The 22,101-nt window shown below is 69.6% G+C and carries 16 protein-coding genes and 1 tRNA gene; 13 read left to right on the forward strand and 4 right to left on the reverse strand.

The window, feature by feature from the left end; genetic code table 11:
• The first annotated feature begins 10 nt into the window (after window positions 1-10).
• Genes JOD60_RS10350 through JOD60_RS10365 form a run of 4 tightly spaced genes read left to right on the forward strand, consistent with a single transcriptional unit; the run spans window position 11 to window position 3,411 of the window.
• Entirely contained in the window at window positions 11-1,138 is a 1,128-nt protein-coding gene (locus JOD60_RS10350; RefSeq protein WP_076690537.1) for a branched-chain amino acid aminotransferase, read from the forward strand.
• Complete coding sequence (locus JOD60_RS10355) at window positions 1,135-1,917, forward strand: fumarylacetoacetate hydrolase family protein (RefSeq protein WP_076690538.1); 783 nt, start codon at window positions 1,135-1,137, stop codon at window positions 1,915-1,917. Before JOD60_RS10350 ends, JOD60_RS10355 begins: the two co-directional genes overlap by 4 nt.
• Window positions 1,910-3,169 (forward strand): MFS transporter, encoded by a 1,260-nt coding sequence (locus JOD60_RS10360; RefSeq protein WP_076690539.1) that lies wholly within the window; start codon window positions 1,910-1,912, stop codon window positions 3,167-3,169. Before JOD60_RS10355 ends, JOD60_RS10360 begins: the two co-directional genes overlap by 8 nt.
• 20 nt (window positions 3,170-3,189) lie before the next feature.
• The gene (locus tag JOD60_RS10365; RefSeq protein ID WP_157127930.1) at window positions 3,190-3,411 is read left to right on the forward strand and encodes a hypothetical protein; all 222 of its coding nucleotides are present in this window, start codon (window positions 3,190-3,192) and stop codon (window positions 3,409-3,411) included.
• Between the two features lie 152 nt (window positions 3,412-3,563).
• On the opposite strand, the gene JOD60_RS10370 is transcribed toward JOD60_RS10365, so the two are convergent.
• Complete coding sequence (locus JOD60_RS10370; RefSeq protein ID WP_076690540.1) at window positions 3,564-4,640, reverse strand: aminotransferase class V-fold PLP-dependent enzyme; 1,077 nt, start codon at window positions 4,638-4,640, stop codon at window positions 3,564-3,566.
• A 78-nt stretch (window positions 4,641-4,718) separates the two neighbouring features.
• On the opposite strand from JOD60_RS10370, the gene JOD60_RS10375 reads away from it, so the two are divergent.
• Window positions 4,719-5,669: a LysR family transcriptional regulator gene (locus JOD60_RS10375; protein ID WP_076690541.1), complete on the forward strand. Its 951-nt coding sequence runs from the start codon at window positions 4,719-4,721 to the stop codon at window positions 5,667-5,669.
• 10 nt (window positions 5,670-5,679) lie between these two features.
• A complete protein-coding gene (gene gltX / locus JOD60_RS10380; RefSeq protein WP_076690542.1) occupies window positions 5,680-7,194 on the forward strand; it encodes a glutamate--tRNA ligase in 1,515 nt (504 codons plus the stop codon).
• Window positions 7,195-7,213: 19 nt separating this feature from the next.
• Here gltX and JOD60_RS10385 read toward each other — a convergent pair whose 3' ends face one another.
• Window positions 7,214-9,172 carry an ArnT family glycosyltransferase gene (locus tag JOD60_RS10385; protein ID WP_232321747.1) on the reverse strand — a complete coding sequence of 653 codons (1,959 nt, stop codon included), beginning with the start codon at window positions 9,170-9,172 and terminating at the stop codon, window positions 7,214-7,216.
• A 145-nt stretch (window positions 9,173-9,317) separates the two neighbouring features.
• Here JOD60_RS10385 and JOD60_RS10390 point away from each other — a divergent pair.
• The 5 genes from JOD60_RS10390 to JOD60_RS10410 all read left to right on the forward strand — a co-directional run bounded on the left by JOD60_RS10390 (window position 9,318) and on the right by JOD60_RS10410 (window position 15,773).
• Window positions 9,318-9,389 (forward strand) — tRNA-Gln (locus JOD60_RS10390).
• 190 nt (window positions 9,390-9,579) lie between these two features.
• Window positions 9,580-9,780 (forward strand): helix-turn-helix transcriptional regulator, encoded by a 201-nt coding sequence (locus JOD60_RS10395; protein ID WP_076690544.1) that lies wholly within the window; start codon window positions 9,580-9,582, stop codon window positions 9,778-9,780.
• Entirely contained in the window at window positions 9,773-10,978 is a 1,206-nt protein-coding gene (locus tag JOD60_RS10400) for a tyrosine-type recombinase/integrase (RefSeq protein WP_076690545.1), read from the forward strand. The genes JOD60_RS10395 and JOD60_RS10400 overlap by 8 nt, the downstream gene beginning before the upstream one ends.
• Window positions 10,979-11,790: 812 nt before the next feature.
• Complete coding sequence (gene mobF / locus JOD60_RS10405) at window positions 11,791-14,139, forward strand: MobF family relaxase (RefSeq protein WP_232321748.1); 2,349 nt, start codon at window positions 11,791-11,793, stop codon at window positions 14,137-14,139.
• 56 nt (window positions 14,140-14,195) lie between these two features.
• Complete coding sequence (locus JOD60_RS10410; protein WP_076690546.1) at window positions 14,196-15,773, forward strand: recombinase family protein; 1,578 nt, start codon at window positions 14,196-14,198, stop codon at window positions 15,771-15,773.
• Between the two features lie 284 nt (window positions 15,774-16,057).
• On the opposite strand, the gene JOD60_RS10415 is transcribed toward JOD60_RS10410, so the two are convergent.
• Complete coding sequence (locus JOD60_RS10415; RefSeq protein ID WP_232321749.1) at window positions 16,058-16,762, reverse strand: exopolyphosphatase; 705 nt, start codon at window positions 16,760-16,762, stop codon at window positions 16,058-16,060.
• Between the two features lie 302 nt (window positions 16,763-17,064).
• Window positions 17,065-17,706, reverse strand: coding sequence for a CPBP family intramembrane glutamic endopeptidase (locus tag JOD60_RS10420; RefSeq protein ID WP_076690548.1), 642 nt, complete (start codon window positions 17,704-17,706; stop codon window positions 17,065-17,067).
• Between the two features lie 80 nt (window positions 17,707-17,786).
• On the opposite strand from JOD60_RS10420, the gene JOD60_RS10425 reads away from it, so the two are divergent.
• Entirely contained in the window at window positions 17,787-18,356 is a 570-nt protein-coding gene (locus JOD60_RS10425) for a TetR/AcrR family transcriptional regulator (RefSeq protein WP_076690549.1), read from the forward strand.
• 95 nt (window positions 18,357-18,451) lie between these two features.
• On the forward strand, window positions 18,452-21,913 hold the full coding sequence (gene mobF / locus JOD60_RS10430) for a MobF family relaxase (protein ID WP_076690550.1): 3,462 nt from the start codon (window positions 18,452-18,454) through the stop codon (window positions 21,911-21,913).
• The last annotated feature ends 188 nt before the right edge of the window (window positions 21,914-22,101 follow it).

A 22,101-nucleotide genomic window follows, 5' to 3' on the forward strand; every position in this document is an offset into this window, starting at 1 on the left:
AGGACATCTCATGAGCCTCACCTACGACCCCGACACCGCCCTCGCCCCGCTCGAGTTCGCCGTCACGCGCAATCTCGCCGCCAAGACGCCCGCCGAGCGCGACCAACTGCTGGTCGACCCCGCCTTCGGCACGACCTTCACCGACCACATGGTCGACATCTGCTGGTCGGTGCGCGGCGGGTGGCACCGTCCCCGCGTGCAGCCCTACGGGCCCATCTCGCTCGACCCCGCCGCCGCGGTGCTCCACTACGGCCAGGAGATCTTCGAGGGGATCAAGGCCTACCGTCACGCCGACGGCTCGGTGTGGACCTTCCGCCCCGACCAGAACGGCCGTCGCCTGCAGCGCAGCGCCCGGCGGCTCGCGCTGCCGGAACTGCCGGTGGAGTACTTCATCCAGTCGCTGCGCGAGCTCATCGCGGTCGACGGCGCGTGGGTCCCCTCCGGCGCTGACCAGAGCCTGTACCTGCGGCCCTTCATGTTCGCCAAGGAGGCGTTCCTCGGCGTGCGCCCCGCGAACAAGGTGGCCTACTACCTCATCGCCTCGCCGGTCGGCGCCTACTTCAAGGGCGGCGCCAAGCCGGTCTCGATCTGGCTCAGCGAGGACTATGCCCGCGCCGGCAAGGGCGGGACCGGTGCCGCCAAGACCGGCGGCAACTACGCCGCGAGTCTGCTGCCGCAGGCCGAGGCCTACGAGCAGGGATGCGACCAGGTCGTCTTCCTCGACTCCGACCGCAACGTCGAGGAGCTCGGCGGCATGAACGTCGTGTTCGTCTACAAGGACGGCACGCTCGTCACGCCGCAGTCGGACTCGATCCTCGAGGGCATCACGCGCGACTCCATCCTCCAGCTGGCCGCCGACCGCGGGCACAAGGTTCAGGGGCGTGCCGTCTCGATCGACGAGTGGCGCGAGGGCGTCGCCTCGGGCGACATCGTCGAGGTGTTCGCGTGCGGTACCGCGGCCGTGGTCGCTCCCATCGGGCAGCTGAAGGGTCACGACTTCGTCGACGAGCAGCCCCTCGGCGAGCTCGCCCTGTCGCTGCGGCAGGAGCTCACCGACATCCAGTACGGGCGCCGGGAAGACACGCACGGCTGGCTGCTGCGGCTGGACGCCGACGCCGCCGAGGGCTCTGACGCGTGAGGATCGTCCGCTTCAGCCACCAGGACGCCATCCGGTTCGGCATCGTCGACGAGGGCGAACTGGTCGTCCTCGCCGGTGATCCGCTGTTCGCCGGATTCGACACGACGGGTGAGCGCGTGCCGCTCGGCGAGGTCGCGCTGCTCGCACCAGTGATCCCGCGCTCGAAGGTCATCGGCATCGCCCGCAATTACCGCGACCACGCGGCGGAGCTCGGCAACGAGGTGCCCGAGGAGCCCATGATGTTCCTCAAGCCCAACACCTCCGTCATCGGACCCGGGGACACGATCGTGCGGCCGCCGCAGTCCGAGCGCACCGACTACGAGGGCGAGCTTGCCGCTGTCATCGGCCGCGTCACGAAGAACGTGTCGGTCGCCGATGCGCTGGACCACGTCTTCGGCTACACGATCGGCAACGACGTCACGGCGCGAGACCTGCAGAAGACCGATGGGCAGTGGGCGCGCGCGAAGGGGTTCGACACGTTCTGCCCGCTCGGTCCCGCGATCGAGACCGAGTTCGACCCGGCATCCGATGTGCGCATCATCACCCGGGTCAACGGCGAGGTCCGCCAGGACGGCCCGCTCGGCAACATGGTGCACTCGGTCGCCGAGTTCATCTCGTACGCCTCACAGGCGTTCACGCTGCTGCCGGGCGACGTGATCCTTGCGGGGACGCCGGCCGGCGTCGGTCCGTTCGTCGCGGGCGACGTCGTCGAGGTGGAGATCACGGGGCTCGGGACGTTGCGGAACCCTGTCCGCGACGCGCCGCGCGCCGATGGCTGACGCGACCGGACCGACGTCGGCGACGGATGCCGCGGCCTACGACGACGACGCGCTCGCCCGCCTGCGGCGTCGGACCGTGGGGGTGCTCGCGTCGGGGCAGATCCTCGGCGGCATCGCCTTCGGAGCGACGATCTCGCTCGGCGCCGTGCTGGCGGCGGACATCTCCGGCGATGAGGCGTTCTCGGGGCTCGCGACCGCGCTCGTGACGCTCGGGACGGCGGCTCTCGCCGTCCCGCTCGCAGCGCTCGCGCGTCGCAGCGGACGCCGCATCGCGTTGGCCGGCGGCATGCTCATCGCGCTCGTCGGCGTCGCCGTCGTGATCCTCGCGGCAGGCGTGCGGGTCTTCCCGCTGCTGCTGGCGGGGTTCGCGCTCATCGGTGCCGGTCAGGCCGCGAACCTGCAGTCGCGGTTCGCGGCGGTCGACCTCGCCACGGCGGCCTCGCGCGGCCGCGATCTCTCGCTCGTCGTCTGGGCGACGACCATCGGGGCAGTCCTCGGGCCGAACCTCGTGGGTCCGGGGGAGGCGCTCGGCGACGCGCTGGGGATGCCGCCGCTGACCGGGCCGTACGTGTTCACCGTCGTCGCGCAGATCCTCGCCGTCGCGCTGTACCTCGCGGCGCTGCGGCCCGATCCGCTGCTGGTGGCGACGCGGATCGCGGGCAGCGCGGCGACCGGAGCCGCCGCGGGCATCGCCCGCGCCGACCGGCCGCGGGCGGCCGCGTACGCGATCGTCGCGATCGCGGGCGCCCACGGCGTGATGGTCGCCGTCATGGCGATGACGCCCGTGCATCTGCTCCACCACGGCGCGGACCTCGAGATCATCGGACTCACGATCAGCCTGCACATCGCGGGCATGTACGCGCTCGCTCCCGTGTTCGGCGTCCTCGCCGACCGACTCGGCCGCATCCCCACGATCCTCCTCGGCCAGGCACTGCTCACCGCGGCCCTGCTGACCGCGGCCGTCGGCCAGGAGTCCGGCGCCGCCGTCACCGTCGCGCTCGTCCTGCTCGGCCTCGGCTGGAGCGCGTCGACGGTCGCGGGATCGACCCTGCTGACGGAGTCGTCGGCGGAGTCGCTGCGCACGCGCCGCCAGGGCCGCAGCGACCTTGCGATGAGCCTCGTCGGCGGCCTCGGGGCGATCGGCGCGGGCTTCGTGCTCGGCGCGATCGGCTACGGCGGGCTCGCGCTCGTCGCGCTCATCGTCGTCGCCGCGGTGACGGTGCTCGCGCCGTACGCGCGCGCCGCGCGCTGACGCGCTGACGCGCGGCCGCCGTGTTGCTCGCGGCATCCGTGTTGCTCGCGGCATCCGTCTGGCCCGCGGCATCCGTGTGGCCCGCGGCATCCGCCCGGGCCGCGGCATCCGTGTGGCCCGCGGCATCCGTGTTGCTCGCGGCATCCGTGTGGCCCGCGGCATCCGCCCGGCCCGGATCCCTCCGCAGTGCCGAACCCTCCCCTCTGAGCCGAACCCTCACGCCTGGCGCGGCCCGGAGGTGAGGGCTCGGCCCAGGGCCGAGGTTTCGGCGGGCTCGCGATGCGATGGCGAACGGCAAGGGATGCCGCGCGACACGCCGCAGGCTGACGGCCCGCGCCGGCGTGTCGCGCACGATCCCTTGCTGTTGGGAGCGGTGGGGTCGGGAGTCGGCGGGTCAGCGTCCGAGCGCGACCGCCGCCCGGTCGATGTCACCGGCGTCGTTGAAGACGTGGAAAGCGACGCGCGCGCTGCCATTGCGGCCGGAGGCCGTGATGCCGGCCGCGGTGAGGCGCGCGAGGTCGCATCCATCGGCATCCGGCCACGTGACGATGGCGCTCGGACGCTCCGGCTCCGGCAGGTCCAGACGCTTGCGGAAGGCCGCGGCCAGCCGTGTGGTCCACGCGTGCACCTGCGCGATGTCCGTCGTGGCGAACGCGGCGAGAGCGGGCTCCGCGCCGACGAAGGCCTGCCAGGCGGGGGAGACGTCGAAGCGACGGGCGCAGCCGGCCAGGTCCGCGTCGCCGCCGTAGCATGAGGTCCATGGGTCCTCGCCCGCATACCACCCGGCTTGCACGGGCACGAGAACGCGGGCGTATTCCGTGCGCACGGTGAGGAACGCGACGCCGCGCGGACAGCACAGCCACTTGTACGCGTGGCAGAGGAGGGCGTCGACGCGTGCGGCGGAGACCGGCAGCCACCCCACCGCCTGCGTCGCGTCGCACACGGTCCGAGCGCCCCGCCGGGAGGCGGCGGCGACGATCGCGTCGAGGTCGGCGACCTCGCCCGAAGCCGACTGAACGAGCGAGAACGCGACGAGCGCGGTACCCGGCCGGATCTCGTCGGCGAGACGCGCCAGCGGCGCCGTGCGCACGCGGATGCCGCGCCCCGCGTGGACGAACGGCAGCACGAGCGACGAGAACTCATGCTCGGGTACGAGTACGTCGGCGCCCTCGGGGACGGATGCCGCGAGCAGCGCGACCTGGACCGACGTCTGCGCTCCGATCGCCACGCGGTCCGGCGTCACCCCGACCAGTCGCGCGAAGTGCGCGCGCGACGCCTCGACCGCGCGCGAGTACTCCGCGACGTCCGGCCGCCCGGCGAGGTCGGCCGCGACCGCCGCGCGCGTGCCCGACGTGGGAAGTCCCACCGTGCATGCGGCGAGATACCCCGCGGCATCCGGGAACTGCGCGCGCAGCGCCTCGAGACTTCCGAGGTCGGCCGGCGGGCGGGCGGCGAGGGACGTCGGGCTCATGCATCCACTTTCTCGTCGCGCAACGTATGCGTCTACGACAGGTGTCCGATCAAAGTCATGACGTGTGATTATGGATGGATGCCGGAAGAACCGAGTCTCGTCCTCGACGTCCAGACGCTGCGCATCGTCCGCGCGATCGCCGACACCGGGTCGATCACGTGCGCCGCCGGCACCCTGGGGTTCAGTCAGCCGGCGATCAGCCAGCACCTGCGGCGCCTGGAGTCCCGGCTCGGCGTGGCGATCGTGGAGCGGGTGGGGCGCGGCATCCGTCTCACCGAAGCCGGGCGTGTGCTTGCACGCCACGCGCCCGCCGTGACGCTCGCCGTCGACGCGGCGGCCGAGGAACTGGCTCAGCTGCGGGGGCTCCGCACCGGCGTCGTGCGGCTCGTGGCCTTCCCATCCGCGTCGCCTGTCGTCGTGCCGCGGCTCATCGCGGCTCTCGCGGCATCCCATCCCGGTCTGTCGCTGACGTATCTGGAGGCGGAGCCGCCGGAGGCGGTCGAGGCCGTGCGCGAGGACCGTGCCGACATCGCCCTCACCTTCAGCTACCCGGGCGACCGCGACGACCCGCACCGCTCCAGCGCCCGCGGACTCTCGGTGCGCAGCGCGGGGCGCGATGACCTCATGCTCGTCCTGCCGGCCGGCCACGCCGCCGTGCGCGATGTCGGCGAGTTGTCGGACGAGACGTGGATCGCCGGCTGCCCCCGCTGTCGCGGCCACCTGCTGGAACTGTGCGGACGCGCCGGATTCACGCCGCGCATCGGATACGAGACCGACAACTACGTGGCCGTCGAGGGTCTCGTCGCGCAGGGCATCGGCGTGGCGACGCTGCCGCGCATGGCTCTCGAGTCGTTCCCGCTGCTGCCCGGCATCGTCACGGCGCCGCTGCCGCCGGCGGAGGCGCGGCGTCTCCACGTCGTGACGGCGCAGGGCGCGGAGCGGGTGCCGTCGCTCGCCGCCGCGCTCGATGCTCTGCAGCAGGTTCTCGCCTCAGCCGCCTCGCCGGAACGGCAGCGAGCCGCGAACTAGACTGGTGCGGATGTCTGCAGCGATCGATCCCCGCACCACCACCGCCTCCGGCACCGACGTCCGCGTGCGGTTCTGCCCCTCGCCGACGGGGCTGCCGCACGTCGGCATGGTCCGCACCGCCCTGTACAACTGGGCGTACGCGCGGCACACCGGCGGCAAGCTGATCTTCCGCGTCGAGGACACCGACGCCGCCCGCGACAGCGAGGAGAGCTACCGTCAGCTCGTCGACGCGCTCACCTGGCTCGAGATCGACTGGGACGAGGGTGTCGAGAAGGGCGGCCCGCACGCGCCGTACCGGCAGTCGCAGCGCCGCGAGATCTATGCCGAGGTGCTCGAGCGGCTGATCGCCTCCGGCGCGGTGTACGAGTCGTACTCCACCGCCGAGGAGATCGACGCCCGCAACGAGGCCGCCGGCCGCGCGAAGCAGCTCGGCTACGACAACTTCGATCGTGACCTCACCGACGAGCAGAAGGCCGCGTTCCGCGCCGAAGGTCGCGAGCCGGCCTACCGGCTGCGCGTGCCCGACCACGACCTCACCTACGTCGACCTCATCCGTGGCGAGGTGACGTTCCCGGCCGGTTCCTTCCCCGACTTCGTCGTCGTGCGGGCGGGCGGCCAGGCGCTCTACACCTTCACGAACCCCGTCGACGACGCGCTCATGGGCATCACGCACGTGATCCGCGGTGAGGACCTCATGCCGTCGACCGCCCGTCAGCTCGCGCTGTATGCGGCGCTGAACGACGCCGGCGTCACCGACTTCGTCCCGCGGTTCGGGCACATGCCGCTCGTCCTCGGCGAGACGGGCAACAAGAAGCTCTCCAAGCGTGACCCGCAGGCCGACCTGTTCCTGCTGCGCGAGAAGGGCTTCATCCACGAGGGCCTGCTGAACTACCTGTCCCTGCTCGGTTGGTCGATCGCCGCCGATCGCGACGTGTTCTCCCGCGACGAGCTCGTGGCCGCGTTCGACATCGCCGACGTCAACCCCAACCCGGCCCGCTTCGACCAGAAGAAGGCCGAGTCGATCAACGGTGACCACATCCGCATGCTCGAGCCGGCGGACTTCGCGAGCCGGCTCGTGCCGTACCTGCACGCGGCCGGTCTCGTGGCGAACCCGCCGACGGCGGCGCAGCAGGCGACGCTGGATGCCGCGGCCCCGCTCGTGCAGGAGCGCATGCAGCTGTTGGGGGAGGCGCCGGGCCTCCTCGGCTTCCTCTTCCGCGACGAGGTCGCCTACGACGAGGACGCGCTGAAGAGCCTCCCCGCCAACGCCGGCGAGGTGCTCGTGGCATCCGTCGGTGCGCTCGAGCTGGTGCCCGAGCAGAGCTTCACCGCCGCCGCCGTGCAGGAGGCGCTCGCGGGCGCGCTCATCGACGGCCTGGGCCTCAAGCCCCGCGTCGCGTACGGCCCGCTGCGGGTGGCGGTCAGCGGTCGCCGCGTCTCACCGCCGCTGTTCGAGTCGATGGAGCTGCTCGGCAAGGCCGAGTCGATCCGCCGCCTCGGTGCGCTCGTGGACCACCTGGGCTGACCCGACCCGGAGAACCCGCTCAGGGCGTGCAGTCGTAGATTCCGGATGCCGCGGCATCCGTCATCGCGGTGCAGTTCTCCCGCACCCACGCGCGGATCTCCGCACTCGTGGAGCCGGTGTCGCCCCCGCTGCCGACACCACCAGCACCCCCACCACTACCCAGGGCGCCGGCGCTGCCGGCGAGGACGTAGCGCAGGTCGCCGTCGGCGATGAGCTGCGGGAAGGCGGCGAGGGTCGGCACCGGATCCTTCCCGTTGAAGCCGCCGATCGGCAGCACGGGCTGACCGTCCGAGGCGATGATGAGGCTCGCGGCAGACTGCGCGCCGAACGCGGCCGCGAGGTAGGGCGTGCCGTCTCGGTGCGCCTCGAGCCAGGCGAGCTGCGCCGTGCTGGAGGCGCCGAACACCGGCACTCCGCTCCCGCGTCCGATGCCGCCGGTTCCGGCGCCGCCGGCCGCGCGACCGTCCCGCCCGGCAGACGGCGCCTGTCCGAACGTTCCCGCGCCGCCGCCGGGGCCGCGGCCGGCGCCGAAGCCTCCCGACGCTCCGGGAACGCCCTGCGCCGCGACCCCTCCAGCCACGGGGTTGGTCGAGTTTGGCGTGCCCATCGTGACCACGGCCCACACCATCGGCGTCAGCAGCAGGGCGACGATGCCCGCGACCGCGGTCACCGGCATCCGCCGCCCGCGACGGCGCTCGGTCAGCACGAGTCCCGCCGTCACCGCGGCGACGGCGCACTGCAGCGCCGCCGCGACGAGGGAGTACGTCGCCGCCGGGGTGGCGATGCTGATGCACAGTGCCGTGACGGCCGCGGTCGCGGGCAGCGCCAGCTGCGCCCAGAGCACGCCGCGGCGGCGGGCGAGCGCGAAGGCGGTTCCGATCAGCAGGGCTGTGGGGATTGCGAGTGCTGCGGTGTAGAACTGGTGCATGCCCGCCACGGCCGAGAACATGGCGGCGAAGGTGACGAACCATGCCGTTCCGAAAACGGTCAACGGCAACCGGAAGCGCAGCACGAACACTACGGCGACCGCGACGAGGGCGGTGGGCAGCATCCACCCGATCTGGGTGGCGAGCGCGTCGTTCAGCAGGCGCAGTGCCGCGGGGCTGCCGGAGAACGGCGGTGTGAACGAGCGATAGGCGGTCTCGTCCGCCGTGATCTGCCCGAAGCGACCGAGTCCGTTGTAGCCGAAGACCATCTCCCACGGGTTGTTGGAGAGCGTGCTGCCGATGTAGGGGCGGGCGGATGCCGGGACGAGCGCGACCGCGACGATCCAGACGAGGGAAAGTGCGAGGCTCGTCGCACCCGCCACCGCGAGGTGCCAGATGCGGCGCGCCCACGACTGGCGGGTGCAGAGGTACGCCAGGGCGAGCGCGGGCCACACCGCCCAGGCCTCGAGCATGTAGGTGTGGAATCCGGCGGCGATGAACACACCGGCGAGCAGCAGCCAGCCGAGACTCCGGCGGTCGAGCGCCCTCGTGGCCGCCCATGCCGTGAGGGCGAGGGCGAGCACGAAGAAGGTCTCCGGCTGATTCGATCGCGCGACGGCGACGAGGATCGGCGTGGTCGCGACGACGGCGCCCGCCGTCAGCCCCGCCAGCGGGCCCGCCCAGCGCCGGGCCGTGACGCACACGAGGACGACGGATGCCGAGGCCGCGAGTGCGTTCGGGACGATCACCGCCCAGGGCGAGAACCCGAAGACGCGCACGAACAGCGCGGGGATCCAGAAGGAACCGGGGATCTTGTCGAGGGTGACAGTGCCCGCCGGGTCCATCGCGCCGAAGAAGAAGTTCGACCAGCTCTCGCTCATCGACAGGGCGATCGACGCGTAGTAGTCCGACATCGACCCGCCGACACCCCATCCGGTGAGGAGCAGCGTGACGAAGGCGAGGGCGGCGACGCTCCAGCCCCAGCGTGAGCCCCAGGACCGGCCGGTCACGCCGGCGGCAACGGGCAGTGGGGGAGCGGCGAGGACGGTCACGACGCGACGGTAGTGCCGCCCACCAGGAGCGATCGAGGCGCCGCGTGTGAATCCGCTGAGCGCGACGCGCCGGGTCGCCCCGGTTTGGCCGCGCCTCTCCGGTGGGCTAAGCTTGACCTTCGGTACGGCTCCGGCCGAACCCCCTTGGGGTATGGTGTAATTGGCAACACGGCTGATTCTGGTTCAGTTGTTCTTGGTTCGAGTCCAGGTACCCCAGCAACGAATCGCTAGAGTTCTCTAGGAAGTCTGGCTCCTTCCTCACTCCATCGAATGGCCCGATCTGGCGTCCAGTGACCAGATTGGTGACCAGAAACCCCCACGGGGCGCGTTTCGTGGTCGTCTCTGCCGATGAGGTACGCACTCGCCCCCGCTCGTTCGCGCGGGTACGCGCTCCGCACCTGTCAGGCATGGAAGCTCATGCACGCATCGCGGTCGAGCCCGCGTTCCTGACCCAGGCCGAGGTCGCCGTTCTGCTGGGGGTGCCCGAGCGCACGCTCGAAGGCTGGCGGCTCACGAAGTCGGGACCGCCGTGGTTGAAGCTCGGTCGGCACGTGAAGTACGACAGTGAGGACGTGCTCGCGTGGGCGCGGGAGCAGCGTCATGGCTAGGCCGAAGATCGCCGCGGGCGAGGTCGGCCAGGTGCAGGTGACCCAGCTCGCGAGCGGCAAGTGGCGGGCACGCGCCCGGATGCGCGACGACTCCGGCGAGTTGGTGCAGCTCCGCGCCGAAGCCGCTACCGAGGATGCAGCCCGCGAGGAGCTGCTGTCGCGCGCGAAGACCCTGACGACGCACGCGAAGGCCATCGTCACCGCCGCATCGACCATCCAGGAGGCGGCGGAGGCGTGGCTGCCGACGGTGAAGGTGCGCGCCGAGAACGGCACGCTGTCGTGGTCGACGTATGAGAACTACGAGACCACCGTCCGTCTCACGCTCGTCCCCGTCTGTGGCGGCGTCACGCTGGAGGCGCTCACGGTCGGCCGCTGCGATCGGATCATCCAGAACCTCCTTGCCGACCGGGGTGTGTCCGCAGCGCGGAAGGCCCGTTCGGTGCTCTCGCTCATCTGCGGGTTCGCCGTGCGCGACGACGCGATTCCGACGAACCCGGTGCGCGACGTCACGCGGCTGCCGACGCCGGATAAGAAGACCGCGATGCTCACTCCGCAGCAGATCGAGGCGATCCGCGACCTCATGACCCGGTGGCGGGAGACGGAGGGCATGGGACCGCGCCCGAACTGGCGGGCGCTCGTGGACGGCATGGACATCATGCTCGGCACCTCCGCTCGCGTGGGGGAGTGCATCGGCCTGCGCCGCTGCGACGTGGACATGACCACCGCCCCGCCGACGATCCTGATCGACGGCACCGTGATCCAGAACAAGGCGCAGGGCATTCAGCGGAAGAACGCCCCGAAGCGTACCCGCCAACGTCGTCGCGTCGCGCTCCCCGCTCTTGCGGCCGACGCAGTGCGGCGCCGGCTCGCACTCGCGGAGAAGGGGCTGGAGGCGTTGCTGTTCCCGACGAAGACCGGCAAGCCGATGAGCGTGTCGAACTACGAGCGTCTACTGCGCTCGTTCATCGACGACAACCGTGATGAGCTCGTGCGTCTCGGTGTTGACGTGGATGAGTACTCGACGCACATCTACCGGCGCACCACCGCGACTCTCGTGGAGCGCGCGGCGGGGCTCACGATCGCGTCACGGCTGCTCGGGCATGCGAACGAGATGGTCACACGCAACAGCTACGTCATCACGGCCGAGCAAGTTGATGTCGTCACCGCCGACATCCTCGACACGATCCTTGGGACGTGAGTCATGCGGCTCGCCGGTCGCGCGGAATGGGCCGGCGTACCTTCTCAATGAAGCCTTGCACCTGTGCGGGAGGAGAGGTAACGTACCTGCACCACAAGTCCATGAGCGGGCGGCGGCGGTGTGGAATCTCAACCACCGTAGGTCGGCCGGGGATGGCTGTGCCGGGCCGAGGCTCGGCGACGGGGGTGTCGATTCGGCACCCCCCGTGAAAAGAACGCCGGTTGTGCCGAATCGACACCACCGTGGTGGCGCAAATCTTGCACCACCACGAAGCCCGAGCCCCGGGACTGCAGGCGGTGTCAACTTGCCACCACCGTACGAGGATTCGGCCGTCCAGACTTTGGGAGGCCGGACGGTTCCGTCAATTTGGCGGCACCGTGGACGACGCGGATAAACGTGTTGGACGGCGCGCACGCCCCTCGCTGACGGCCCCGGAAAATTGCCGGGACCGTCGCATCGGACCCCGAAGCTGTCGCCTCCGCACCTCGTGGAGCTATGAACCACCGCTTCGCGCTGTCCGGTCGTGCTGCCGGTTCGCGTCCGCAAACAGATGAGCCCCTGAGGTCGTCATAGAGCCGCTCGGCTGTATCGTTCGGCTCAACGACGCTCGCGCGTCACCAGCGCGCCGCGACCATGGACGGCGCTCCCGGAACGACCGTCGCCACTCTGCCCCGATCGTCTAGCCCTCTCATCTGCGCCCCTGCCCAGACGGTCGCACCACGCGTATCTCCTCAGATTCATTCATGGACGTATGCCACCGCGGGTGGGGCGTGCGCACCTCCCTCATGAGACGACTCGTGAGGAGGCCCGGGGTGAAAGGCGGCGTGGTCCTGTTCCGCGGTACTGGCACGGCTGCGCGCCGGTACCTGGAGTCCGACAGATCCACCGCCGACGAGTACTACCTGGAGGGCGGCACCGCGCTGCCGGGGTTCACCGTCACCGACGCCGCGGGCGAGGTCATCGAGGGGCGTACGCTCAACCCGGAGCAGTACGCCGCATGGGTCGACTGGACGGACCCGATTAGCGGCACATCGATGGGAACCCCGCGCGGCGCGGGCGAGGGGATGCGGGGTTCGCCGCGGTTTGCGGAGATGGTGATCAACGCCCCGAAGTCTCTCTCCATCGCCGCCGCCCTGCATCCGGAGGTTTCCGACGCGCTCGACGCCGCGCAACAGGATGCGGCGGCGGAGATCCGACGCTGGCTCGCCCAGCACTCGGTCACCCGGATCGGGCCTCGGCACGCGCGAGAGATTGTGCCGGTGCAGCAGTTGCAGACCGTCGCGGTCGCGCACAAGACCAGCCGTGCGGGTGACCCGCACCGGCACATCCACTTCCAGATCGGCACCCGCGTCTACGCCGCGGGGAAGTGGCGCGGTCTGGACACCGCGGCGCTGTTCAAGCAGCAGGGCGCGATTCGCGCCCTTGGCACCGCGATCATCGCCGCCCACCCGCAACTCGCCGCCGTACTCGACAAGCACGGTCTCACGCTCGACCCGGCGACGGGAGAGGTCGCAGAGCTGGAGCCGTTCAACGCGGCCCTGTCGAAGCGCGGTGCGCAGGTCGAACGCAATCTCGCCACCTTCGAGGCCAAATGGGAAGCTGCGCATCCCGGCGAGGAACCCGGGCCGGTCGTGCGGGCGCGGCTGAAAGCGAAGGCGTGGGAGCACGAACGCCCGGGGAAGAAGCCCACGGTGCTCGGCAGCGAGGCCGGTTGGCGCGCGGAGCTCGAAGACGCCGGCTACAGCCCGGATGCACCACGGGCGCACAGGCCTGCACCGGTCGCGCTCGACGAACTGCGCATCGAAGAAGTCGCATCTCGTGCACTTGACCGTGCGGCGGCGGGTGCATCGGCGTGGACGGCGCATACGCTGCGCGAGCACGTCACCCGCATCACCACCGAGCACGGCGTGCAAGCCACACCCGAGGAGCTACGAGAGTTCGTGCAACTGGCGACGCAGCTCGCAGCATCGGACTGCCTCTCCGTCCTCCCACCCGGCGCGCCGAAGCCGGAGCACGTCGCGCATCTGACATCGCTGCGCGTCGTCGCTGCCGAGACGGACCTGCGCGACCTGCTCACCGCACGCGCGGAGAAGTCCAACCAGCGCATCCCGGGCGTACACAAGCTCGCGGTGCAGGCGGGCCTGGATGATGACCAGGAACGAGCGGCCGCAGTCGTCGCATCCGCCAACCCGCTCGTCGTGGTCGAAGGCGCCGCGGGGTCGGGTAAGACGACCATGCTCAAGACGGCCATCGAAGCCGCAGCAGCCGAGGGCCGTGGGACGCGGGTCGTCACGCCGACGAAGAAGGCCGCCGACGTCGCGGCGCAGGAACTCGGCATCCCGACCGACTCCGTGGCCGCGCTCGTCTACGCACACGGGTTCCGGTGGAACAGCGACGGCGTGTGGACACGCCTGCGGCCCGGTGATGCCGATCCCGAAACCGGAAGCACCTACCGGGGGCCGGTGCATGAGGCGAGTCTCGCACTTGGTGAGCGGATCGTCGTCGACGAGGCAGGGATGCTCGACCAAGACTCCGCACTCGCACTGTTGCAGGTCGCGGACGAGGCCGGGGCGGCTGTCGCGCTCGTCGGAGACCGGGCGCAACTCCCCGCCGTCGGACGCGGAGGCGTTCTCGACATCGCCACCAAACTCACCCCAGCAGTCGTGGATATGACGAGCCTGCACCGCTTCACCGACCCCGCGTATGCGGCGTTCACGCTCGAGCTGCGGCATGCCCGCAGTCCCGCCGCGATCTTCGATCGGCTGAACGAGCGCGGACTGATCGCCCTGCACGACACCGATGAGGACCTGCGGTCGGCCATCGCCACGACGACGAGTACAGCGGATGCGATCACCGCCGCGACGAACGACGAGGCCCGGGCGCTCAACGAACGCATCCGTGCCGAGCGGGTCGACTGCGACGAGGTTGACGACGGGCGGACGGTGTTCGGCAGCGACGGGCTGCCCATCGGCGCCGGGGACGTGATCCAGACCCGCAGCAACGAGTCCACGCTCGGCGTTGCCAACCGGCAGACCTGGACCGTGCAGCACGTCGGCGACGACGGTGCGCTGAGCGTCGTCGAGACCGGCAACGGCCGTAAGTGGCAGCGCACCGTGACCTTGCCCGCGGAGTACGTGGCCGAGGATGCGCATCTGGCCTAGCCGAGGTTCTGTAAACGCACCTACCTCTCACACGAGTAGGAAGGTGGGGCCGGAACATGGGCCAGGAACAGCAGGTGCAGGCTACGGGATCAGCAGCGCCGGTGCGGGCGGTGATGTACGTCAGGATCAGCGATGACCCCGAGGGCACCGAACGAGGCGTAGATCGGCAGGAGGCCGATTGCCGTGCATACGTCGCAGCCCACGGGTGGGAAGTCGCAGCGGTGTTTCGTGAGAATGACACGTCGGCGTTCAAGCAGCGCACGATCACACTGCCGTCTGGTGAGCGGGTGCGCCGGGTGATCCGCCCGCAGTTCCGTACCATGCTGAAACACCTGAGCGACGGGCATGCGCAGGTGATGATCGCCTACGACTTGGATCGGGCGGTGCGCGACCCGCGCGACTTGGAAGACCTCATCGACGCGAAAGTCCTCGGCGGGTTCACCGTCCGCTCCGTCACTGGCTCACTCAGGTTGGACACGGACTCTGACGTGGCAATGGCGCGGGTGCTGGTGGCGATGGCGAACAAGTCCTCCGCTGACACCGCGCGCCGTGTCGCGCGGGCGGCGAAGCAGCAGGCCGTCGAGGGTGCCTGGCACGGCGGCAGGGTGCCGTTCGGCTACCGCGCCGAGAACGGCGTCCTGATTGTCGATCCGGTGACCGGGCCTCTGGTGATCGAGGCGTACCAGCGGGTGCTGGCCGGTGACTCGCTGTATCGGATTCGGAAGGACTGGAATGAGCGCGGCATTCTCACCACTCATGAGTGTGCGTGGTCGGATCGGACGCTGAAACTGATGCTCCGTAACCCCTCGAACAAAGGGACACGCGAATACCGGCCCGTGATGCCCGATGGGAGCCGCGCGAAGACCTCGAAGATGCAGGTGCAAGCGGCGTGGCCTGCGCTCGTGGACGAGGACACCTGGCAGCAAGTCTCCGACGTGCTCGACGCGCGGAAGAAGGCTCGGAACTTCCACCAGCCCGGCACCGGCGCGGCGAAGCGCATGTACCCGTTCTCCGGGCTCATCCGCTGCTCGAAGTGCGGGACCGCGATGATTCACCGTGGCGTCGTGTACCAGTGCATCCAGCCCACGCGCGGTGGGTGCCACCGATCAATCCGCTCGACTGAAATCACGAAACTCGTGGAGGAGGCGGTGCTCGCGACGTTCGAGCAGATCACCCTCCACCCCACAAAACGCAGCAAGTCTGACGGTGACCTTGCGGCGCGGGTCGGGCTCGCAGCGACGCTCGACGCGGACCGGGAGCGACTGGCACGGCTCGATGATGACTACTACGACGGTCTGATCGACAAGGCCATGTGGGTGCGGCAACGCGCGAGGATCGCGGAGCGGATCGAGGCCATCCGCCGCGAGTACGCCGCCACGACGCCCGAGCATGCTGGGCCGAGCATCGACGTGACCACCGTCGCCGCCGAGTGGGAGGGCCGTACTCCGATGTGGCAGTACCAAGCAGCATGCCTCATCCTGCAAGCCGTCCTCGTTCACGCTCTCCCGGAGGGCATGAACGGTGCGACCCCGGCCCGTCGCCGCAACGAAACCGTCGAAGCCTTCCATGAGCGCCGTGCCGCGTACCGCGCCGAAATCCTCTCGCACCGGGTCGAGTTCATCTGGCGCGCATAGCTCAGTTGGTGTGATCGGTCCCGCGCCCCTGACTGCCAAAGCATGTCAGGGTGCGGGGCTGTCGCGCTTCTCGCCCCGAGGCGCGTTCATGGGCCGAGGGGCGGTGCAGAGGCCGCGCAGTTCGGCCAGCACAGCAGGATCCTCCACCACGGTGGTGAAGCCCTGCGCACTACGTGAGGCGGCGGCGAGTCGTGCGCCAAGGGTGGCGTCATCCGATGAAGCAGAGGTGGCGGGATTGGCGGTGTGGGTGCCCATACCGTTAGGTGCGGAACCCCACCCCCAGTTCATGGTGCGGTGTGTTTGTCGGGGTTGGCGGCGCGGATCGCATCCATCAGCGCCTCGTCGCTGCGCAGAGCGTCCAGCGGTTCGCCGTTCAGTAACCGCAGGAACACACCGTCACCGACCGGAGTGCCCGGGTGCTTCGGGGCGGGATGCCCCAGCACGATCCGCAACAGCGCAGACCACGACCGAGGCGGCAGTCCGAGCAGCATCGGCATCGCGCGGTCACGGCGCAGCACCTCGACCGCTCGGGCTCGCGATGATAGGTCGGCGAGCCGGTAGGCCACATGCTCCATGCACTCGGCGACCAGCGCCGCATCCCACCCCGTAGAGGCGAACAGTGCGACAGTGACAGACAGCAGAGCGGCCACCCTTGCCTCATGTTCGCTGTCTTCTGCGTCACCGTCGTCGTGGTGTGTGAACGCGGGGTGATAGTCAGCCAGGCGCTCTCGTTCGGCGAACCGTACGGCATCATGAAATCCAACGATCCGAGAGGTATGGCGCACCTTGCTGGCCGAGGTCAGCAACCCGGCGGCACGAGTCTCAGCGTTACAGGTGATCTGCACAGCACGAGTGACCACCGCCCACGGGTTGCCCGCGTTCCGCGTCGAAGGGGCGAGCATCACCTCGAACGCGGCGGACGCTACTTCCCAGGCATCCAGACCGTGCTTACTGGCAAGTGGCCGGTACTTGATCGCGGTGTAGCGCATGAGTTCTGCCGCTTCACGATCACCCCGCCACGCACCAGGTCCAGCGTCGTATAGCCGGGTGAGCAGGGCGCGTAGACCTTCCGGGCTCTCGAACCCGCCGCTGGCCGAACCAGCCGGACCTGTAGCGCCGTCTGCGCGGGGTATAAGATGCTCGTCCACGGTGACGCCTCCCAGAAGGGAGGTGCGCCACCGGAACCCAAACCGAGGCGCGCGTCAGCGCGCTCGCACGCATCGTCAGGGCTGTCGTTCTACTTCGAGGCCAGATTCGTAAGCGTCACACCGCGTTCACGAACTAGGACCTGTCACTTGACGCGGATGTCGCTCACCGGCTCGTGGGTTGATGTGTCCCATCGCCCGTTGATGGAGCTGAGGAGCAGCCAGGGTTCGATGACGAGGTTGATGGCGATGTGCGCAGCGATCACGGGGAGCACGTTGCGGTCTGCGAGAAGGTAGGTCGCGCCGAGCGCCGCGCCGAGAGCGGTAGTGGCCGTGACGACAGGGACAATGATCCGCGCGTCACGAGAGAACAGCACCCAGAGGGAATGCGCTACGCCGAAGGCGACCGCCGCCGCGAGGACTTGCAGGACACCGGCTGCGCCGAGCCCGTCGAGCCAGTCCATGAGGAACTTGCGGAACAGCAGTTCTTCCAGTGTCCCTGTGACCAGTGCCAGTGGGATGGCGAGGAGCTTGAGGCCCGTGAACGAGGTGGCATGCTCCTTGACGAACGGCACCGCCCAGAACGTGTACGCGACGTACGCGACGACGATGACCGCCGCGAGCACCCAGGCCCACGGGATCGAAGATGCCGCCTGGTTCACGCCGAGCAGGTCGGTGACGAACCATGCCGGGTCGCGGATCAACCACAGCACCAAGGGGATCGCCATGCCCGAGGTCGTGCCCACAATGAGCAGCCCCGTGACCTGGCGAGCTGAGAGATTGCGCACGAGAGTCCTTTCGAGTGGCATCAAGCTGTTATCGCACAGTCGTACCATAATAGGTGAGGGAAGATGACCGAGGAGGATCGATGCCGAAGGTCGTGGATCACGATGCACGCCGGATGGCGATCACGCGCGCGGTCGCGCGGCTGATCGAACGCGACGGCATCCACACCGTGTCCGTGCGTACGGTCGCAGTCGAAGCGGGCGTGCAGCCGTCGACGCTGCGGCATTACTTCCCCAGCAGCGACCAAATGCTTGCAGCGACCATCCAGATGGTTCGCGACGACCAAGCAGAGCGACTTGCAGCCCTTGCTCCCGCAGGCAACCCCCACGACGATATTCGTCAGGCGTGGCTCCAAGCGCTCCCACTGGACGCGGCGCGCCGAACAGAAGCACACGTCTGGCTCGCCGTTACCGCCACCGCACGCGACACCGAACTCCGGGCAATCCTCCGGGGGATTGAGGATGGACTACAGCACTTGTGTCGGGTCACCGCGCAGACCTTCGCGCCCCGCGCCGACGTCGCACGCGAAGCCACCCTGCTGCGAGCCTTCACCGACGGCCTCACGCTCAACGCGATCGCCGACCCCGAATCATTCACGCCCGAGCACATCACCGTCGTCCTCGACACCTATCTCGCCCGACTCGCAGCCTGACCTGCCCCCACCAACAGACTCCGCTACCCCCAATAGCAGTTATGCACGTATGCCACCGTTGGTGGGACGTGCGCACCTCCCTCATGAGACGACTCATGAGGGAGGCCAGGATGAAGGGCGGCGTGATCCTGTTCCGCGGCAACGGTGCCGCCGCGCGCCGCTATGTCGAGGCCGACCGCTCCCGCGCCGACGAGTACTACCTCGGCGCAGACAACGCCGTAGCCGAGTACGTCGTCCTCGATGCGTACGGCGAGGTTAGCGCCGCCCGTTCCCTCTCGGCTGAGGAGTACGAGGGGTGGGTGGACTGGACAGACCCGATCACAGGCGAGTCGATGGGCACCCCGCGCAAGCCTGGCGAGGGCACGAAGGGATCGCCGTTGTTCGCGGAGATGACGATCAACGCACCCAAGAGCCTGTCGGCCGCCGCCGCCCTCCACCCCAGAGTCTCCGTCGCACTCGACCAGGCTCAGCAGGACGCTCTTGCCGAGATTCGCCGCTGGCTCGGCCAACACTCCGTGACGAGGGTCGGGCCGCGTGACGCGCGGGAGGTCGTGCCTATTGAGCGTATGCAGGTCGTCGGCATCTCGCATAAGACCTCGCGGGCGGGTGATCCGCACCGGCATATCCACATGCAGATCGGCACGAGGGTGTGGGCGGCTGGGAAGTGGCGTGCGCTGGACACCGCGGCGTTGTTCAAGCAGCAGGGAGCGATCCGCGCGCTCGGCACCGCTGTGATCGCCGCGCATCCTGAGTTGACCGAGACGCTGAACCGCCACGGCCTGACCCTCGATCCGGTGTCCGGTGAGGTGGCCGAGTTGGAGCCGTTCAACGCGGTCATGTCGAAGCGGTCGGCGCAGATCAGACGCAACCTCGACCGCCTCGAAGCCGAATGGGAAGCCGCGCACCCCGGTCAGACGCCCGGCCCGGTGCTCACGGCACAGTTCCAGGGTGTCGCGTGGACACACCAGCGTCCGGGCAAGAAGCCCGCGGACTTGAAGAACGAGCAGTGGTGGCGGCAGGAACTCGCAGACGCCGGATACGACCCCGCCCGCGTCCAGCGGCGCGAAACGCGCGCCTCGGTGTCGCTGGATGACCTCGCCGTGCAGGAGGTCGCGAGCCGTGCGCTGGATCGCTGCGCAGCGGCGGCATCGACGTGGACGCCGCACACCGTGGCCGAGCACGTCACCCGCATCACCACCGAACACGGCGTGCAGGCCACGCCCGCCGAGTTGCGTGAGTTCATCCGCCTGGCAGCCAGCCTCGCAACCAACGATTGCTTCTCCGTCCTGCCACCAGGGGCGGCGACGCCGGAGCATGTGGCGCATCTGACCAGCCTGAGTGTCGTGGCCGCTGAGACCGCGCTGCGCGACCAGCTCGCTGCGAGCACACCCAAGCGGGAGCCGGAGCACCCCGATGTGCCTCGTGCCGCGCACGCGGCAGGACTCGATGCGGGGCAGGCGGTCGCGGCCGCCGCGGTCGCCTCAACCGACCCGCTGGTGATCGTGGAAGGCGCAGCGGGCAGCGGGAAGACCACCATGCTCCGCACGGCTATCCAGGTCGCAGCTGAGCACGGCAGAGCCTCGCGGGTGGTCGCGCCGACGCTGCGAGCGGCGCAGGTTGCGCACCAGGAACTCGGTGTACCCGCAACCTCGGTCGCCGCACTCGTCTACGCGCACGGGTGGCGGTGGAACGACGACGGCGTATGGACACGCCTGAACCCCGGCGACACCGACCCCGCAACCAGCAGCGCCTACACCGGCCCGCCGCGCGATGCCGCGCTCTCGTCTGGTGAGCGGGTGATCGTGGACGAAGCAGGCATGCTCGACCAGGACACCGCCCACGCCCTCCTGACCGTCACCGCCGAGGCCGGGGCGACGATCGCACTCGTCGGTGACCGCGCGCAGCTCCCCGCCGTCGGTCGTGGCGGAGTGCTGGACATGGCCGCGCAGATCAGGGGCCGCACCTATGACATGACCGAACTCCACAGGTTCGCTGATACCAAGTACGCCGCGCTGACGTTGGTGATGCGGGACCGGGAGAACCCCGGCGCGGTGTTCGACCGGCTCGCCGCGATGAACCTCGTCACCCTGCACGCCGACGACGATGCGGCCCGTGAGTACGTCACGGCGCACGCTCGCAAGGGTGAGGTGACCACGGTCGCCACCAACGACGAAGCCGCCGCGCTGAACGAGCGCATCCGTGCTGGCCGGGTCGAGCGCGGTGAGGTCGATGACATGGCGACGGCGACCGGCAGCGACGGGCTATCCATCGGGGCCGGTGACCTCATCCAGACGAGGAAGAACAGCAGCGACCTGGGTGTGGCTAACCGGCAGCAATGGATCGTGCAACGAGTCACCGACGACGGCACCGTCTATGTCCGCGAAGTTGGCAACGGGCGCAAGCATCTGAACACGGTCGCCCTACCGAGCGAGTATGTGGGTGAGCATGCGCACCTGTCTTATGCCGCGACCGCCTACGGCGTCCAAGGCGCGACCGTGAACGCCTCGCATACAGTGCTCAGCGAGGCGACCAGCGCGGCAGGCGTCTACGTCGGCATGACGAGAGGCCGCGAGCAGAACCGGCTCCACGTCGTCGCGGGGAACCTCGCGGAGGCGCGGGCACAGTTCATCGACGCGATGCAACGCGACCCCGCCGACCGCGGTCTCGACCACGCCACCGCCCAAGCCATTGACGCCGTGCGCGGCCTCGTGGCGGATGGCCCTGTTCGGCTCGTCACCGATGAACTCGCCCGACTTGACGAGGAAGCCGAGCGTGCCCACCGGCAGGCGCAACGGTGGGAGGAAGCCGCCGCACGCCTCGACGCCCAGCGCGCCGCACACCGGGCCGAGGACGACGAAGACGCCACCACACTCCGCAGAGCAGAGGACGAGACGGCGCGGGTGCGCGCCGAGGTCACCGTGCCACTCACCGTGCGGGCCGAGACGGATGGCGCGGCCTACCTCGCAGCCATCAAAACTGAGGCCGCTGCGAGTGCGCGGCTGGCGACCACCGGGAGGTTCGGCAGGCGCAAGGCCCGCGCCGAGCACCAGACCGCGACGGAGCAGGCCCGGAACGTCCGTTCGCAGGTGCGCGAAGTCTGGGGCGGTGAACTGCCGGGCACCCCCGAATCCCTACCCGCCTGGGCGGTCCAGGCAGCGGCACTACGAGCCGAGGCAGACCCCCGTGTCAGCGACGCCGAACGCGCGGTCGAGGTAGTACATGCCGAGCAGAAGGAGACCAGGCAGCGACACCAGCGCGAGCGCATGACGTTGCTGGTAAGCGAGTTCGGGCCCGAGCACGCCCGCCGTGCTGAGTTCGGCATGGGCGCGGTCAACCCGCACCGCAATGCCGACGACGCTCGCAGACGAGCCACGCTGATCCGTGCTGAGGCCGATGAACTCCGCAGCCTTCCGGTGAACGACGCCGCCCAGCGGATCGAGGTCAAGCGCGCCGAGAAGGAGCACACTCGGCAGCGAGAAGGGCAACTCAGCAAGCCGTTTGACCACGAGCCCCGCCGCAGCAAGCCAAAGCGCGACGGGCCAGCACGTGGCTTGTGACGGCTGCGCGGAGCCTCTTCGACGTTGGCGTACCTCGTCAGCGGGCACCATGTCCAACAAGTGCCTGGAACCTATCGGCTGACATACCCGCATAGAGGTAGTCAACGACCAGGTGCGCGAGCGCCCAGGTCTACGAGCCGTAGTCCTACGGCGCTCGGGAGGACAGCGCTGATTCTATGCTCGATCGA

This window comes from Microbacterium aurum (genome assembly GCF_016907815.1).
In the GTDB taxonomy this organism is placed as follows: domain Bacteria; phylum Actinomycetota; class Actinomycetes; order Actinomycetales; family Microbacteriaceae; genus Microbacterium; species Microbacterium aurum.